This window comes from Candidatus Cloacimonadota bacterium (assembly GCA_034661015.1).
Lineage (GTDB): Bacteria > Cloacimonadota > Cloacimonadia > JGIOTU-2 > JGIOTU-2 > JAYEKN01.
On record JAYEKN010000067.1, the window covers coordinates 6,560 to 23,731 of the forward strand.

At 33.9% G+C, this 17,172-nt stretch carries 18 protein-coding genes; 16 read left to right on the top strand and 2 right to left on the bottom strand.

The genetic code is table 11. From position 1 onward, the window contains the following. Positions 1-346 precede the first annotated feature (346 nt). The 16 genes from U9P79_02125 to U9P79_02200 all read left to right on the top strand — a co-directional run bounded on the left by U9P79_02125 (position 347) and on the right by U9P79_02200 (position 13,920). A complete protein-coding gene (locus tag U9P79_02125) occupies positions 347-1,234 on the top strand; it encodes a lysylphosphatidylglycerol synthase domain-containing protein (GenBank protein ID MEA2103425.1) in 888 nt (295 codons plus the stop codon). 154 nt (positions 1,235-1,388) lie between these two features. Further along, positions 1,389-1,661 carry a hypothetical protein gene (locus U9P79_02130; protein MEA2103426.1) on the top strand — a complete coding sequence of 91 codons (273 nt, stop codon included), beginning with the start codon at positions 1,389-1,391 and terminating at the stop codon, positions 1,659-1,661. A 1-nt stretch (position 1,662) separates the two neighbouring features. After that, the gene (locus U9P79_02135; GenBank protein MEA2103427.1) at positions 1,663-2,562 is read left to right on the top strand and encodes a LysM peptidoglycan-binding domain-containing protein; all 900 of its coding nucleotides are present in this window, start codon (positions 1,663-1,665) and stop codon (positions 2,560-2,562) included. 170 nt (positions 2,563-2,732) lie between these two features. Then, positions 2,733-4,862 carry an HDIG domain-containing protein gene (locus U9P79_02140; GenBank protein MEA2103428.1) on the top strand — a complete coding sequence of 710 codons (2,130 nt, stop codon included), beginning with the start codon at positions 2,733-2,735 and terminating at the stop codon, positions 4,860-4,862. After that, positions 4,862-5,326, top strand: coding sequence for an rRNA maturation RNase YbeY (ybeY, locus tag U9P79_02145; protein MEA2103429.1), 465 nt, complete (start codon positions 4,862-4,864; stop codon positions 5,324-5,326). Before U9P79_02140 ends, ybeY begins: the two co-directional genes overlap by 1 nt. Then, positions 5,326-6,591: a hemolysin family protein gene (locus tag U9P79_02150; protein ID MEA2103430.1), complete on the top strand. Its 1,266-nt coding sequence runs from the start codon at positions 5,326-5,328 to the stop codon at positions 6,589-6,591. Before ybeY ends, U9P79_02150 begins: the two co-directional genes overlap by 1 nt. Further along, entirely contained in the window at positions 6,536-7,354 is an 819-nt protein-coding gene (locus tag U9P79_02155; GenBank protein MEA2103431.1) for a DUF3108 domain-containing protein, read from the top strand. Before U9P79_02150 ends, U9P79_02155 begins: the two co-directional genes overlap by 56 nt. 102 nt (positions 7,355-7,456) lie before the next feature. Further along, positions 7,457-7,924: a VanZ family protein gene (locus tag U9P79_02160; GenBank protein ID MEA2103432.1), complete on the top strand. Its 468-nt coding sequence runs from the start codon at positions 7,457-7,459 to the stop codon at positions 7,922-7,924. Between the two features lie 3 nt (positions 7,925-7,927). After that, a complete protein-coding gene (gene hisS / locus U9P79_02165; protein ID MEA2103433.1) occupies positions 7,928-9,193 on the top strand; it encodes a histidine--tRNA ligase in 1,266 nt (421 codons plus the stop codon). Between the two features lie 360 nt (positions 9,194-9,553). Next, positions 9,554-9,745, top strand: coding sequence for a hypothetical protein (locus U9P79_02170; protein MEA2103434.1), 192 nt, complete (start codon positions 9,554-9,556; stop codon positions 9,743-9,745). A 95-nt stretch (positions 9,746-9,840) separates the two neighbouring features. Beyond that, entirely contained in the window at positions 9,841-10,668 is an 828-nt protein-coding gene (locus tag U9P79_02175; protein MEA2103435.1) for a KilA-N domain-containing protein, read from the top strand. Between the two features lie 47 nt (positions 10,669-10,715). Continuing rightward, a complete protein-coding gene (locus U9P79_02180; GenBank protein MEA2103436.1) occupies positions 10,716-10,874 on the top strand; it encodes a hypothetical protein in 159 nt (52 codons plus the stop codon). 48 nt (positions 10,875-10,922) lie between these two features. Next, positions 10,923-11,300: a hypothetical protein gene (locus U9P79_02185; protein ID MEA2103437.1), complete on the top strand. Its 378-nt coding sequence runs from the start codon at positions 10,923-10,925 to the stop codon at positions 11,298-11,300. Positions 11,301-11,306: 6 nt separating this feature from the next. Next, the gene (locus tag U9P79_02190) at positions 11,307-11,477 is read left to right on the top strand and encodes a hypothetical protein (GenBank protein ID MEA2103438.1); all 171 of its coding nucleotides are present in this window, start codon (positions 11,307-11,309) and stop codon (positions 11,475-11,477) included. A 109-nt stretch (positions 11,478-11,586) separates the two neighbouring features. Continuing rightward, positions 11,587-13,392, top strand: coding sequence for an aspartate--tRNA ligase (gene aspS, locus U9P79_02195; protein MEA2103439.1), 1,806 nt, complete (start codon positions 11,587-11,589; stop codon positions 13,390-13,392). Between the two features lie 141 nt (positions 13,393-13,533). Then, positions 13,534-13,920: a DUF2809 domain-containing protein gene (locus U9P79_02200; GenBank protein ID MEA2103440.1), complete on the top strand. Its 387-nt coding sequence runs from the start codon at positions 13,534-13,536 to the stop codon at positions 13,918-13,920. A 49-nt stretch (positions 13,921-13,969) separates the two neighbouring features. Here the strand turns inward: U9P79_02200 and U9P79_02205 are convergent, their stop codons facing one another. Together U9P79_02205 and pgk are read right to left on the bottom strand one after the other, a co-directional pair. Next, entirely contained in the window at positions 13,970-16,762 is a 2,793-nt protein-coding gene (locus U9P79_02205) for a prolyl oligopeptidase family serine peptidase (protein ID MEA2103441.1), read from the bottom strand. A 282-nt stretch (positions 16,763-17,044) separates the two neighbouring features. Continuing rightward, positions 17,045-17,172: phosphoglycerate kinase (gene pgk / locus U9P79_02210; protein MEA2103442.1), on the bottom strand; the 128-nt coding region annotated here is incomplete at its 5' end.

The following is a 17,172-nucleotide window of genomic DNA, read 5'->3' on the forward strand; positions in this document are numbered from 1 at the left end:
TAGGAAAATTTGGAACTTGGAAATGGAAAAGATAAATAATGTCAACCGATTCCTATACCACACATAAACCGTGTCATTCTGATGAGCGAAGCGAAGAAGAATCTCCCAGAAGTAATCAATAATTCTCCAAACGAGATCCTTCGGACTTTTAAAAAGAAAAAGTCCTCGAGGATGACATCTATTGTTTTGTAGATTACAATATTGATCAACTCCAAACCTCCAAAACACACTGTCATTCTGATGAGCGAAGCGAAGAAGAATCTCCCAAGAGCATTCAACCAAATCCCGATATTTGTATTTCGCACCTATGGTGCTTAATTGAATCCTACCTTAAAAAATCTATAAAATGAATCTAACCGGCAAAACATCAAAAAGCATATTACTCCTTATAAAACTAATTATTACCGCTCTAATCCTTTGGTTTATCACCGAGAAGATTAATTTTTTTACGCTTTTTGACAATTTGAAGGAGATTAGTTTCTTAAGTTTTGCAATCATCATCCTCACAACATTAATAAAATTATTTATCCAATACAACAATTGGACAAAATACCTTTATTTAAATCCCGAATACCATCCGCTAAAACACGAAATGTTAAAGTCATTCTTTATCGGTATGTCGTTTCATTTTTTACTACCAGCTGGTTTAGGGGTTTTTGGTAAAGTGTTTTTCGTAAACAATACAAAAAGTGCTACGACCGTATCGGTGGGAGTAGAGCGAATTTTTATAACATGGAAAAATATTTTCTTTGCTGCTTTTGCCTCAATATTTTATTTTACTTCAGTAAGTTTATTCTTAAAAGTTTCCGTTTTTATTTTTATTTTAATATCACCGTTTTTATTATATTTGTTCTCCTATTTTTTCAAGAGAAAAAAAATCAAAGACTACTTTAATAATTATCTAAAGATAGTCCCTCGCATTATCGTAATGCAAATCATTTTTACCCTTATATCTTTTTTCCAGTATTTTATAATCCTGAATAATTTTCTTAAAATCAATTTATGGAAAATATTCATTTCTGTTCCTCTCATCCATATTTCGCATATCTTGCCGATTTCTTTTAGTGGTTTTGGGGTCAGAGAAATCTTTGCAATAAATATTTTTTCTCGCTGGAATATTTCACCGGAAGAGGCAGTTTCTACAACATTAATTATATTTTTCGTAAATACGGTTTTACCGGCTTTTGTCGGTTTGATTATTTTGTTTAAAAAAAGAAATTTTTATACAAAATAGCGATTAAAATTTATAAATTTAAGCAAAAATAATTGCTTAAAACTCAAAAATTACTTATAAAACTAAAAAAAAAGCAATCAAATTGATGAAAAGCTTGACATAAAAAGCGGTACTATTTACAAAATATCCAAAACAATTTTTGAAAGGAGAAAGAATGGGAAAGAACATAATAAAAGTTGCAGCATTGTTAATTTTTGTTTTATTAATGCTGTCAGCATGCTGTCATACACCACCTCCCCCTATTTCGAATACACAAATGGAAGAACTAAACCTAAAGGTTACTGAACTGGAAAATACGGTTACTAACCAAAACGCTGAGTTGGAAATCCTCGAAACTGAACTGGAAGCAAAGGAAGCTGAACTTCTTAAACTTCAAGAGTATAATAATCAACTAATTGATGAAGGTTATCTAAAGAAGGGAGAATAGGATGTTACATAAATTAAATCAATACGGCATTAAAGTTCTTGTCCTCTCAATATTTTTACTGGCTCTTCCAATTATCCTTTGTGCAGATGTTCGCTATCTTACAGAAGACGAATATCAGGATCTTTCTAAGGACGAAGTAATAAAATATTGGGAAGAACTTGAAAATGAGATGATGATGCTTCAGGCTCGACAAGAAAGAGCAGAAACAAATATTACTGAAAATGAAAACAGAATCGCAGAAATTAAAGTACGTATTGCAGAAATTGATGAAGAATATGACTTGATCTATACCGGTATCATGGATGAACTCGGTGGTATTACTCATAGCCAGCTTGTTAATTTCCAGAAAAAATTAGATGAAATCAGATCACAACTGGATTACTATGATGAAATGCCAAACACCGATCTTTATGCAAATAATGATGAAATCAAAACATTTATAAATAATTATGAGCAGATGAAGGCAGAAAACATCGCAAAAGCTCCCAAATTTATCTCTGAATTTAAAGAACTTGACCGACGATTTTCCAAATTAGACAATGCCCTTCCGCAGTATTATGAAGATACTCATACTGTAGTTAGAGGTGAGTTCCTCTCCAAAATTTCCAGTTACAAACACATCTATAACGATCCCGCAAAATGGGGTATCATCTATAGAGCAAATCGTGATCAAATCAAAGATCCCGACTTGATTTATCCTGATCAGATTTTCAAAATTCCACGTGGATTACCAACTTCATGGAAAGTTTATAAGGGTGAATGCCTCTGGACAATTGCCTCATATCCTGAAGTCTTTAATAGCCCCTTCGAATGGCCAAAAATCTATCGAGCAAATAAAGATAAAATCAAAGATCCCGACCTGATTTATCCGAATCAAATTCTTCGAATTCCCAGAAACTAATTATTTCCATATAAAAAACCCCTTATTTTTCACATATCAAAATAAGGGGTTTTTTTGTCTAAAAATTTCTTAATCCCATAAATTATTTTTATAAATAACAAATATTCGCAAAACAATTCAATAGTATTTATTTGAAATTACCTGTAGAAAAAATTGAGTAATATAATAAAATGAAAAAAGCATTACCAGCCGGAAGAATATCACATGCCTTTATTAATATCGGGATCGCAACCCTAATTATTTTTATTGCCGATTTCCTTGTTTTTAAAAAGGAATTATTTTTCAAAGAACCAGCCCGTCAAATCGGAGAAATTGCTACTCAAACGATTGTTGCACCCTTTGACTTTCTCCTTTATGAGGATGCTGAAATCCTCGCAGAAAAACAGAAAAAGGCAGAAAAAAAAATCCTACCTCATTTCTATCTTTCTTTAGGAAAAAGTTTTAATGTTCAGGAAAAGATAAATACATTTTTTGGTTTGGTCGAAAATTCCTTAAAACAGGATAGTCCCGTAACGAATTTACAAAAAAATTTATTAGAACACGATTATCAACTTACTATTGAGGAACTGAGAATTTTAAAAGGACAGGAAGAAAAAGAAAAAATATACAAAGATCTAACTTACGCGTGTGAAAAATATATGAGCCAAGGAATAGTAAAACAAATTCCACCCAATAAAAAAATAATTATTTGTTATGACGAAGTACAGAAGCAGGCACTAACCGCAAATCTCTTAACTAAACAAAAAGCTATTGAGAAATTTGAAACACAAAACAAAGAAATTGACTCCCAAGATATTTATAAAAAATTGACGGCAAAATTATTAGACACTTTTCTTGAAATAAACCTATCTTATGATACCAATGCAACCCAAAAAGCAAAAAAAATTGCCCGTTTATCAATTCCGAACATCACAAGTGAAGTACTAAAAAATGAATTAATCGTTCAAAATCACCAAAAGATTGATGCAAATATTTTTCGCAAATTGGAGGCGTTGGAAAGAGAAAAAAATATCCGTGAAACCCATAGTGAAAAAGGTAAACAGAATTTCTTCTCAGTTGCTAAGTTTGTTTATATATATTTTGTGCTCACAATGCTGATTATCCTCGTTTATCTTTTTAAAAGAGAAGTCCTTATAAAATTTGCTCTTTTCCGTTGTATGCTTATTTTCACGGTTCTTTTTGCTATACTATTAATCGTAATTCATGATATGGATAAATTTTCTATCTACTTTTTACCCATTGGCATGCCAATAATATTGTTATCATTCCTGATAGATATAAAAGCAGCAATTATCTACGGTATTGTGAACTTTTTTCTCATAATGGGATTAAACGGTTGGGAATTTGCCCCCTCATTTATTGTAACTTTTTCCGGACTCGCTGCAGTATTGGCTCTGAATTTCCCGAAAAGTCGTAGAGGTTTTTATCAATCATCATTCTATATTTTAGTATCGTTTATTTTATTAAATCTTCTATTTAGCCTGATCAATGGGTGGGAACTGACCAAGATTTTAGACAATTTTAAGTGGGGATTCTTCAGTTCGGTTGTTTCTCTTTTGGGTAGCATGGTCTTGCTGGCACCAATTGAACAAAGATTGCCGGTGGTTACAAACATCCATCTTCTTGAGGTTGGTGATTTTAGCAACAAACTCCTCAAAACTCTCTCGGAAGTAGCATCAGGAACTTACCATCATAGTATTATTGTGGGAAATTTGGCTGAAACTGCTGCAAAAGCTATACAGGCAAACCCAATCCTTGCACGCGTAGGTAGCTATTATCATGATATTGGGAAAACGAAGAATCCGGAATATTTCATCGAAAATATCGGCGATGAAAAAAACATTCACAGTGAACTAAATTCCACTGAAAGTGCTCTCATCATTAAACATCATGTTGAAGATGGAGTTAAATTAGCACATGAATATCATCTTCCGACAAGCATTATTGATATTATCCAACAGCATCACGGAACTGCAACAATATACTATTTCTTTAAGCAAGCTCAAAAAAACGGAGAGAAAATTAACGAGAATAACTTTCACTATGACGGACCAAAACCACAGACGAAGGAAGCAGCAATTGTTATGATAGCAGACATTGTCGAATCAACAACAAAATCTCTGGAGGCTCCTTCAAAGGAAACGATAAATCAAATCGTAGAAAAAGCCATAGATAATTTGATAAAAACAGATCAACTTTCCGAATGCGGAATTTCATTACAAGAACTAAAAGCTTTACAGAAAAGTTTTGAACCGATTTTAGTAGGTATGTATAAAAAACGGATTGTTTATCCCGAATAATGGACAAAATTACCATAAATACTACAAAATCACGAATAACCTGTTTGACTAAAATTAATTTGGATGTTAATAAATTAGAAAATATTATTACTTTCATTTTTGAAACAGAAAATGCCTCTGCAAACGATCAACTAAATGTTGTGATTGCAGATAATAAATTTCTTCAGGATTTAAATAAACGTTTCCGTAATATTGATAGACCAACCGATGTCCTTTCTTTTTCCCTTGAAGATGAAAAACCGAGTGACTCAAATTCTGTTTTGGGGGATGTTTATATCTCATCTGAAAAAGCGGTTTCTCAGGCAACTGAATATGGTGTTCCTCTACAAATCGAGATTGAAAGGCTAATGATTCATGGAATTTTGCACTTATTGGGGTATGAACATGATGAATCAAGAAAACGAAAAATTATGGAGAAGAAAACAGAATATTTTATGAATTACTTTCCTAAGGAGCAACGCTAATGGCATTTAAAATCATTTTACTTCCAATTATTCTAATTCTTTCAGCATTTTTTTCATCTTCAGAAACAGCCTTGTTTTCACTTTCGAAAATATATATTAAAAAACTGGAAAACGAAAAGGGATTTAACAAAAAATTTGTTATAAAATTACTTAAAAAACCTCAGAAATTGCTGATAACAATTCTCCTTGGCAATACTGTTGCAAATGTTAGTTTCGCCTCACTTTCTGTTATGGTTGCAGTTAAAATTGCAGAAAGTGCAGAATTTTCAACATCAATGGCAATGCTTATCGAAATAGTGATAGTTACAACTATTCTTCTTGTTTTTGGCGAAATATTACCAAAGGTTTTTGCCTTGAATTTCGCTGAAAAATATATCCCCTTTATCACGTTCCCACTTTATATATGCACAATCATATTATATCCACCCGTTAAAATTCTGGAACTCTTCGTAAGCCTAATCACTCCTGCTAATGCTCAAACAATTGGTGATCTTGGAAACAAAATTACTACTGATGACATAAAAAACATCGTTCAGGAAAGTTCGGACGGAGTTGTAGATATTAAGCAAAACGAGCGGGAAATGATTAGAAGTATTTTTGATTTTTCAGAAACAACGGTAAAAGAAATTATGACTCCACGTATTGATATTGTCGGTGCGGAAATAAACGTTGGGGTTGATAAACTAAAAAAAATAATCCAAGGCTCCGGTTTTTCTCGAATCCCAATTTACAGAGGAAATATTGATAATATAATCGGCATCGTCTATAGCAAAGATATTATTCTCAAACTTGATGTTGATAATGAAATAAAAAAGTTGATGCGAAAATGTTTTTTTGCACCTGAGAAAATGAAGATTAAAAATCTTCTGAATAATTTCCAAAAAAATAAATTTCACCTCGCAATTGTTGTAGATGAATATGGTGGCACTTATGGAATCGTTACCCTTGAAGATATCCTGGAAGAAATTGTGGGTGAAATCCTCGATGAATTTGATGAAGATCCATTCACTATGAGTAATATCGGAAAACATGAATTCCTGATTAATTGCTCCATTGATATTGATGATATTGACGATAAATTCGGTCTGCAAATTAGCGAAGAATTTGATAGCTTTTCCGGCTTTTTATATAATATTTTTGGGAAGATCCCTCAAAAAGGTGAATCTGTTACTTATCTGAAAAAATACAAATTTACCGTTGAAGACTTGGATGAACAGCGGATTAAAACCGTACGGCTGTATGTTAAAGAAAAACAACAAGATTAGAAATTTACATTATTTAAAATTATTTCTACTATTTCTAATTGCATTTTTTGTGTTTGAGGACTGCCTTACAGAACAGGTCGAATTTTTCATTGGTGATGTAACTTATATCGGAGTTCCGGTTGCAAGTGCAAATATTCGCTTAGAATCCCAACAAAACTTCTTGAAAATTATCGCAAAAACAAAGACAATCGGGGTAATGAACACAATTTTCCATATCAATAATTCATATATTTCTACATGCGATACGGACTTTGTGTCATTCCGGTATGAGAAAAATATCGAGCAGTCGAACTTATCCGAAAGAAAATTAATTCAATTGAATTCCGGAAAAGAATACATCAAATTTTCTGATTTATTGAGTAGAAATTCCGTTTTGACTGAAATTGATACCACTGTCCAAAATGAATATTATGATCTATTTTCACTAATCTTTAAAATTCGGCAGCTTGGAAAAGGAGATTATCATTTTATTGTAGCAGCAAATTACGATTTGTGGCAAGTAGATATAAAATATATTAAAACCGACATGTTAAAATTAAGTCGCGAGAAACTTAATTGCAAAAAATTTCGATTAAAATTTAAAAAAATCTACGATAATCCTCTCGAATCCCCTACCGATGTTTTAACTAACAATTTATTTAATGAAAGGTCTGAATTTTTTGTCTGGATTTCTGCAGACAATCGAAATCTGCCAGTAAAATTCTACTTCGATAAATTCCCTTTTGGAGCCACCTTTTCTCTAAAAGATTTTTGGCAACAATAATTTTGACAAAATAGTTCTACGGAATGGTCATAAACTCCTCAATTAAATGGGAAAAATTTATCTCAATATTCTCTCAAAAACTCGACCGAAATTTAGAGAAACTTGACATTTATCACCCATGAAAAAGTTTATCAAACTATGAAATCAGGATATAGAATAATTTTAATAATTTGGACAATAATGATGATAACCCTTTCATCAGTCCCCGGTTTATCCCCTCCACCCGGATTACCGACCACTTCGGATAAGGTGGTTCATTTTATCGAATATGCAATTTGGGCTTTCCTTTTTCTGTCAATGCTCAAACAAGAAAATCGAATTGATAATGTTTGGAATTCATTCAGAACCACTCTGCTGCTTGGGGTAATTTTCGGGCTACTTGATGAGATACATCAAGGATTTATTCCCGGACGTGAAAGAGATATGCTGGACTTACTCGCAGATTTTGGAGGGCTTCTACTTACTTCCGTAATTTTTTCTCTTGTTTATCAAATTAAAGACGGAAGAATGCGTAGGCAAAAATTAAACAGCTCCCGACGTAGTTTAGAGCAAACAAAAAATGGGGACTAATTTATGAAATTTCAAGCTCCACGTGGAACTTATGATATTTTACCAGAAGACAATTTCAAATGGAACTATATTAAAAATGTCTTCAAAAACGTGGTAAAATCTTATGGTTACAAAGAATTGAGTTTCCCGATATTCGAATCATTAGACCTGTTTAAAAGAAGTGTGGGTGAAACTTCCGATATTGTAGAAAAAGAAATGTATGTTTTTGAGGATAAAAAGGGAAGAACCTTTGCTTTGCGACCCGAAGGAACTGCATCCGTAGCACGTGCTTACGTAGAACACAATTTAGTTGCCAGTTCAAGAGATCCGTTACGATTGTTTTATCAAGGTCCAATGTTCCGTTATTCTCGTCCTCAAAAAGGAAGGTATCGGCAATTTTATCAATTTGGAGTTGAGTGCATCGGGCGAGCAGAAGCACTCGCGGATGCTGAAATAATCTCTATCGGCTGGGAAATTCTTCAGCAAGCTAAAGTTCCGGATGTGCAACTCCGCATCAATAGTGTGGGATGCCCGAAATGTAGAACAGATTATGCTAAGAAATTAAAAAAATATTTATTTGCCCGAAAAGATAAATTCTGTTCAGACTGCCAACGCAGAATGAACACGAATCCAATGCGCGTGTTTGATTGTAAAAATCCGGAATGCAAAACACAACTGAAGGACGCTCCTCAAATGCTGGATTATCTTTGTGCAGATTGCGAGGAGCATTTTAGCAATGTTAAAAAATACCTGACCATAATGAAAGTGGAGTTTGAAGTTGACCCTCGCATCGTCCGCGGTCTGGATTATTATACTCGAACTGCTTTTGAATATTCTGTTGATTATCTCGGAGCTCAAGATGCTCTTGGCGGCGGTGGACGATATGACGGACTGATCGAATATGTGGGTGGCAAATCCACACCTGCTGTCGGACTTTCACTTGGTGTCGAAAGAATACTTCTGGCTTTGGAAAAACGGGGAATACAAATTTCCCCTGCTGACAGCTTGGATGTTTTCATAATACCGATGGAAAACAAATTTACTGAAAATGCAATAGCAATCATGAAAAAGCTCCATAATGAAAATCTTTCCGCCCAAATTGCTTATGCCGGTGCTTCTATAAAAAGCAGTTTTAAATTTTGCGATAGAAATAATGTGAAATTTGCGATTATCATCGGAGCAAACGAAGTTGAGTCAGGCGATTATGCGGTTAAAGACATTCGCAAACGAAAACAGTCAAACATTAAATTTAATGAAATCTCAAACTACATCAAGGCAAAACTTACGTAATTCACTTTTCTAAAGCGTGATTATTGCTCTTTTTAAAAAATGGATTACGTTATTTCATCCTTTATTGAGGCAAAAATTGATGAATAAAAGAAAAGAAGAAATTATAAATTTCCTAAAAAAAACCAAACAGAGATTAAAAAATTTTGATGTTACTCGAATTGGTTTGTTCTGATCTCAATTAACCGGAAAAGCAAATGAGATAGGTAGGATGAAGTTACTGAATATATTAATGATGAAATTCTTAATAAACCGGATGAATTTTTTATTCTGAGAAAATTACGAAAAGCAGCTGGAGTTGACAGACGACTCTCTCTTCGTGAAATTATTGAGAAGATATTTGGTTTAATTTATAAATTTCAAATGAAAAATGATATTCCGGAAGAAGAATTTATTAAATTTATAAATATTTTCAAGCCAACTAATCCTGCTGATATTCCGACAATAAAATATTATTTCAAAGCTTATCTCTCAAATAATCATTTCAGAGATATAATCGAAAATAAAAGAGAACGATTGATAGAACTTCATACAAATGCATCTTTCAATATGTAAAATTATCAAGCTGTTCCCGATAAATGGAGAAATGTTATTCCTGAATATATTAAAGATTATGTGCCTTTAAATCAATTTATTAATTAGGGTGGTAAATGAAAAATAATAAACAAATTACTGTTTTAAATGTAGAAATAAATATCAAAGGTTTTTATGAAAACAGCTATATTTCATTAACCGATATTGCAAGACACAAAAATTTTGAAGCACCAAAAGATGTTGTGAAAAATTGGATGAGAAGTAAAAATACAATCGAATTTCTCGGTCTCTGGGAACATCTGCATAATCCTGATTTTAAAGGGGTCGAATTCGACTCCTTTAGGAATGAAGCCGGCGGAAATGCTTTTGTTCTCTCTCCTCAAAAATGGATAGCTTCAACAAATGCGATCGGTATTATTTCCAAATCAGGAAGATATGGCGGAACATACGCACATCAGGATATTGCTTTTGAATTTGCTTCCTGGATAAGTGCAGAATTCAAATTATACCTGCTCAAAGAATTCCAAAGACTAAAGCAAAATGAATTTGAAAGTAAAAAATTGGAATGGAATACAACCCGAATTCTTTCTAAAATAAATTACAAAATTCATACAGAGGCAATTAAACAAAATCTTATTCCAAAAAAACTTTCAAATGATAAACACAGCTTTGTTTATGCCTCCGAAGCAGATTTACTGAATTTAGCATTATTCGGAATTACGGCACAAAACTGGCGAGAAAAGAATCCGGAAAAAAAAGGAAATATCAGAGATTATGCTTCAATTGAACAACTAATAGTTCTTACCAATTTAGAAAGTTTTAATGCTGAATTGATCAAACAAAATATACCGCCGGAAGAAAGAATAATAACACTGAATAAAATAGCTATCGAACAACTTCAAATTATTATAAACACCAATTCGGTAAAAGCTTTAACAGAATAAAATACGCAATCATTCTAAATGGAAGGGTTCAACAAATAGGAAATAATATGCTCGATAACGAAACAAAAAGAAAAATCGACACAGCTCTGAACATCCTCGTTGGGAAAGTTCCCGGTCCGAAATCACAAGTGGAACAGATCACAATTACTCTGATCTATAAATTCATGAATGATATGGATAAATTTATACAAATTAAATCTTGTTGAGCTTATACTTAGCTTGGCACAAAGCATATAAGGTAATTTTATAAAAGTATGGAAGGAAAAACTTGGGCTCCCTGTCATATTACAGGATTTTTTTATCCCTGTGGTAATGAAACTTTATTAGATAGAAGTTCTTTAGGTGCAGGTGTTAATATTATCAAAGGTGTAACAACAAAAGTTCACATTGATAATTCTATAAACCCAATTACTGAAATATATATAAATAGAACTTTGGTTGATGCATCTGTTTCAAAATGCTTATTAGAAAAATTTTCGGAATTTACCGCAAAAGATAAGTATTCAATAAAAATAGAACATGAAATGGATATGCCGATGGGATCAGGGTTTGGCACAAGCGGAAGTGGTGTATTAAGTTTATCGCTTGCTTTAAAAAGGGCACTTAATATAAAAATTGATGATATTGAATGATATAAAATGGCACATACTACAGAAGTAGAAATGAAGACTGGACTCGGAACTGTTATGGGAGAGCTAAAAGGTGGTCTGGAAATAAGAGTTGGGTGTGGTGGACCTGGTCTAGGAACGGTTGAAAATATACCTTATGATGAAAAACTAAAAGTTATGGTTCTCATTCAAAATGTGTAGATAAAAAATTTTGATTGGAAAAAATAAGAAAAATTATATGATGAATTCAAACAAACTAATCTCTAAAAAGCAGTAATTATAAATTATTATTAAAAAACAAGAAGGTGAAATGATTGATTTATTAGAAAATTCAAAAAGAACCCATTATATTGAAGATTTGCACGCTAACAACGAGGGCAATAAAGTTATTCTGATGGGCTGGGTGCATACAAGACGCGATATGGGAAATATCATTTTCATAAATTTACGTGATGTAACCGGTATTGTTCAAGTCGTTTTCAATCCAGACAATGGAATGCAAATGCACGCAAAAGCTCATAAACTGCGAAATGAATATGTTGTTGCCGTTGAAGGTATAATTTCAGTTCGTCCCAAAATCCAAGTTAACACGGATATGGAAAAGGGAGATATTGAAATCGAAGCCAAACATTTGAAAATATTTAATGCTTCCAAAGAACTCCCGGTTCAGGTAAATGAAAAAACCCTTGCTGATGAGGATTTACGTTTGAAATATCGTTATTTGGACTTGCGAAGACCAAGTTTGCAGAATAAAATCATCCTGCGTCACAAAGTTGTTTATGAGATTAGAAAATTTCTTACGGAACATCGTTTCACAGAAATCGAAACGCCTGTTTTGATGCGAAGTACACCGGAAGGTGCTCGCGATTATCTCGTCCCGAGCCGAATCTATCCGGGAAAATTCTTCGCACTCCCACAATCCCCTCAGATCTATAAGCAACTGCTAATGATCAGTGGATTCGATAGATATTTTCAGATTGCCCACTGTTTTCGTGATGAAGACCTGCGAGCAGATCGTCAACCGGAGTTTACCCAGCTCGATCTTGAAATGAGCTTTGTAAACGAAGAGGACATTTTCGATATTGTGGAAAAAATGCTGAAACCGGTTTTCAAAAATACAATTGATGTGGATATTCAAATCCCCTTTCCCCGAATAAGTTACGATGAATCAATGAGAAGATTTGGGGTGGACAAACCTGATCTTCGCTTCGGGCTTGAAATTCAAGATCTTAGCGAAATTTTCGCAGATTGTAATTTCAGAGTTTTTTCATCTGTGATTAAAAACGGTGGCGTAGTTCGAGCTCTCAATGCAAAAGGATGCGGTGATTATTCCCGAAAAGAAATTGATCACCTTGAAAAAATCGCAAAGCATCTCGGTGCAAAAGGATTGGCTCGCATGCGATTTGTTGACGGTGAATTAGAATCGAATATTACAAAATTTTTCTCTGATGAGTTGAAGCAGCAAATTTGCGATTCTATGCAAGTGGAGGAAGGCGATCTCATCCTTTTCGTAGCAGATACAGAAAAAACCGCCTGCAAAGTTCTCGGTGAATTACGCAACCATTTTGGTAAAATTCTCAACCTAATAAATGAAGACGAATTCAACTTCGTTTGGGTTGTAGATTTTCCCTTATTTGATTGGAATGAAGAAAAAAGCAAATGGGAAACGGCTCATCACATGTTCTGTATGCCAAAAGAAGAACATTTAAAATATCTAGACGACCCGGAAAAGTATGGTGATATTAGCGGACAAATTTACGACCTTGTTTGCAATGGAGTGGAATTGTCCTCCGGTAGCATTCGTTGTCATATTCCGGAAATCCAGCGAAAAATATTTGATGTAATCGGCATTAAGGGTGAAGAATTAGAAAAGCGATTCGGTTTTTTCCTCAAAGCATTTGACTATGGAACCCCTCCCCACGGTGGAATCGCTCCGGGAATTGACAGAATCCTGATGCTAATGTCTAAGGCGGAAAGTATCCGCGACGTGATCGCATTTCCTAAAACCCTCAAAGCATTTGACTTGATGAGCCAATCCCCATCAGAAGTTGATGAAAAATCTTTGCAGGAATTGAGTATAAAAATTATCGAATCCAAAGATGAAAACTTGAGTTAATCCGCCAACCGGTGGATGATTCGACGCAGAAAAACGCTGATTTACCTGAGAAAAAGGAAAACAAAAATTTCCCAGTCCTTCAGGGCTGGGAAATGAGAAAAACGATGGCTCGAAACACTTAATCTACACCCCCATTTTTTCATGCAAAAAACGAAAAAATTCACTCTAATTTCATTGATAATCGTAACCCCTTTGGGCTTTGCTACAAAATTTTACAATGGCATTTTTGCCGAATGGGTAAACAATTCTCTCGGTGGGGTTTTCTATGAGATTTTCTGGTGTCTGATTTTCCTTTTTATTTTTGTAAGATTAAAACCAATTTTAATCTCTATTTTTGTTTTTCTAATTACTTCGGTTTTAGAGTTTACTCAATTATTTTCAAATCCTTTTCTGAATGTTATCCGCTCGAATTTTATTGGTAGAACAATTATCGGTTCTTCTTTTGTTTGGAGTGATTTTGTCTATTATTTCTTCGGTTGCACAATTGCATATTTCTGGATAATTTTGTTCTTGAAATCGGACAAATGAAAAAAAATGGGATTAGATTAGATTCGTTTATTTTGAAATTTAAAGAGACTCACTTAATATCATACCCGTCCTCTTTCCCCTTTTTTATTGCCGGAATTCCATTTTTCAGCCATTCCGGTGCTGGTTTTCCCTTAAGGAAATGATCAAAAAACTGCGAGAGACGTTTGGAGAGATCAACCTGATTTGCCCATCTTCTTACAGTATGTTTTTCGTTATTGTAATCAAACATCCAAACCGGTTTTTGCAATCTTCTCAATGCTAAAAACAGTTCAATTCCTTGTTCACGCGGAACGGCTCCATCATTATCATTGTGCAAAATCAAAAGTGGGGTGTTAACTTTGTCAGCATAAAACAGAGGAGAATTTTCTAAGTACAATTCACGATTTTCCCACAAAGATTCCCCGATGCGACTTTGCCCTTTTTCATATTGATGTTGGCGACTTGAACCGGAACCCCAGCGGATTCCTCCGTAAGCACTTGTCATATTGCTTACCGGCGCTCCTGCCATTGCTGCCGCGAATTTATCGGTTTGAGTTACAATATAGGCAGTTTCATAACCTCCCCAACTGTGTCCGATCAAACCGATTTTATTTTTATCTACAAATCCTCTATCCAAAATAAAATTAGTTCCGCTCACTACTGCTCGCAGAGCATCTTGCCCCGGGTGCCCGGTTTTATAATGGATGTCTGGTCTAAAAACAAGATAGCCATTGCTCGTGTAATACGTATAATTTATTATGCAAGAACTTGGCTTCGGGGAATAATGACTATTTAGTCGATCGCTCTCTTTTTCATAAATTTTTACAATCATCGGATATTTTTTGCTTGGATCAAAATTTTCCGGTTTATATAAAATACCTTGATAATTTTGACCTGTTGAATCAACCCATTCCACAAGTTCACTGGTTCCCCATAAATAATTTGCTTGTTGGGGATTCGCATTAGATATTTTTTGGATATTTTTAAATTCCGAATTGCTTTTATACAAATCGGGATACTTTTCAAATGACATTTTTCGCCAGATAAGTGATTCGGAATCCCTTGCCTTTATCGGGTAATAAAAAAAACAATCCTCTTGGATTAATTCTAGAGGATTTTTTTTATGCCCAAAATCTGTGGTGTAAAATCCCGATTTTTTCGATTTCTCATCGAACCCTTTGAGTAAAATTTTTTCAGCATCCAGAAATATGTTCTCCTCATCAAGGTCTATGAAACGGAATCTAATTTCATTATTTCTCCCAAAATGATTCGTTAAATTTGCTGGTTTTTCCAGCATTTGCGGATCAATTTTCCAAATATCATAATTATCATAAATTAGAAAATATTTATCCCCTTTTGTCCATCCGGCAAATCCATACGAATATGGTTTGCGAGGGCGATCATTTTCTTCATTAAAAAAATTTGCAGAAATATTTTCCGTTAAATTTTTAGTTTCATTTGTGGCAATCTCATTAGTAAACCAATCTTGCGTATCTTTATCATACCAAAATATGTATTGATTATCCGGAGAAATGCGATAATAATTTTGAGATTTCTTAGCGATTTTTGTTTTCTTTCCGGTTTCAACATTGATCAGATAATAATCGCGAAACGAATGAGAATTCCATTGAGATAAATATGCATAAAGAAGGTCTGCGTATCCGATTGCATATTTGCAAATTCCTTTCCTATCTATCGCTGAATTACGGATTTGCGGATTTTCAATTGGGACGATTTTTTCTTCCTCAATCTGGTAAACCGCCAAGTATGATCTGTTCTGCTCTTCCTCGAAATGCTCTTTTTGATACGATTGGATGTAGGGGTCTTTCCAGTGCCAAATATCTACATTATATTTCTCATCTTCCAGAAGTGTGTCCGGTTTCTCATGCTCTGGTTTTTGAGCTGCCCCGAAAAATAATTTGCTATTATCAGAGGAGAAATATATTTTCCCGTGCTCGCTAACAGTCCAACTTTCAGGAAGTTCCTTCGTTAAAGTATCAATAATTATTTCTGTTTCTTGAGATTTATCCCACAAATACAAAGAAAATGTTTTTACCTTTGTTGTGTCGCCGGAAGATATGAAAGCAACTTGATCTCCCGCACGATTGAGTATAATTTTCTTTGAAGTCCCTTTTCCATGAAACAAAGTATCCACATCTCCCGTTTTAGTTTCAAAAACACTTACCAAAGTTGTGTCAACAGAATCTTCCACATTTGAAATAAAGCCAATCAGAGAGCCGTTATCGCTTATTTCATAATTAGAAATATTATTGAATGTGTGCTTTTCATTCAAGATCGGATTGTAAATAACAAGTTGTTCAAGGCACTCCCCTTTTCCATTCTTTTTTAATGTGTCCACTTTTACAGAATCGGTTTCACTTCTTTTCTGTTTTTTCATCTCCACCACAAATGCCATCCAAGCAGATGAGTCTTTGGCAGTTTTAAAACTTTTCACATTTGCAAATTTCATCAAAGAATCAGTGGCGAATAAAAGAATTCCGAGTGTATCTTTTGGCAAATCCTTCTTATCAACACCATCCAATTTCAGTTCTCGGATTTTTTCAAACTGCGGTTTGATTTTGAAAGTAATATAATTTGAATTTGGTGAAAAGAGAGCTTCATATCCGCGAGATATTGAATCTTTTACGCTGGTAATTGCATTAACGACCAATAATTTCCCGTCGCCTTTTCCGGGATTTATTTCATAGGAAATCCATTCACCGTTGTTTGAAATTTGCTGATTGTGTAGATGTTTCCAAATTTTATAGACGGATGGATCTAAAGGTTTTTTGGCAGTATTTTGAGAATAAATTTGAGAAAATGTAAAGCAAAACAGAATGATAATAAATATTTTTTTTAACATAAGATTAAATTTTCCTGTTTTTTTATGAGTTCACTATAAAAACATAAATTATGCAACTTTCAAAAATTTTTTGCACAATGTGTGAAACCGTTAAAACGGTTGTGTGATTTTTTGTTTTTATTAACCACCAAATTAATTTGGTGGTTAATGAAAGGTTAGAAAAACTAACCGTTTCAACGGTTTATAAATTTTAAAAAATGTACTTTTTATAGTGCTCCCTTTTATTATTATTAGTAACGAACAAAACTAAATATTGTTCATTTAGTCACTTAAATTCACGGACTATCCATTTCTTTCAGGAATCACAGCAATCCCCGGCAGTTCTTTACCGGCAAGCATTTCGAGAGACGCACCACCACCGGTTGAGATATGGGTCATCCTGTTTTCCAAACCAATTTTCTCTACAGCCG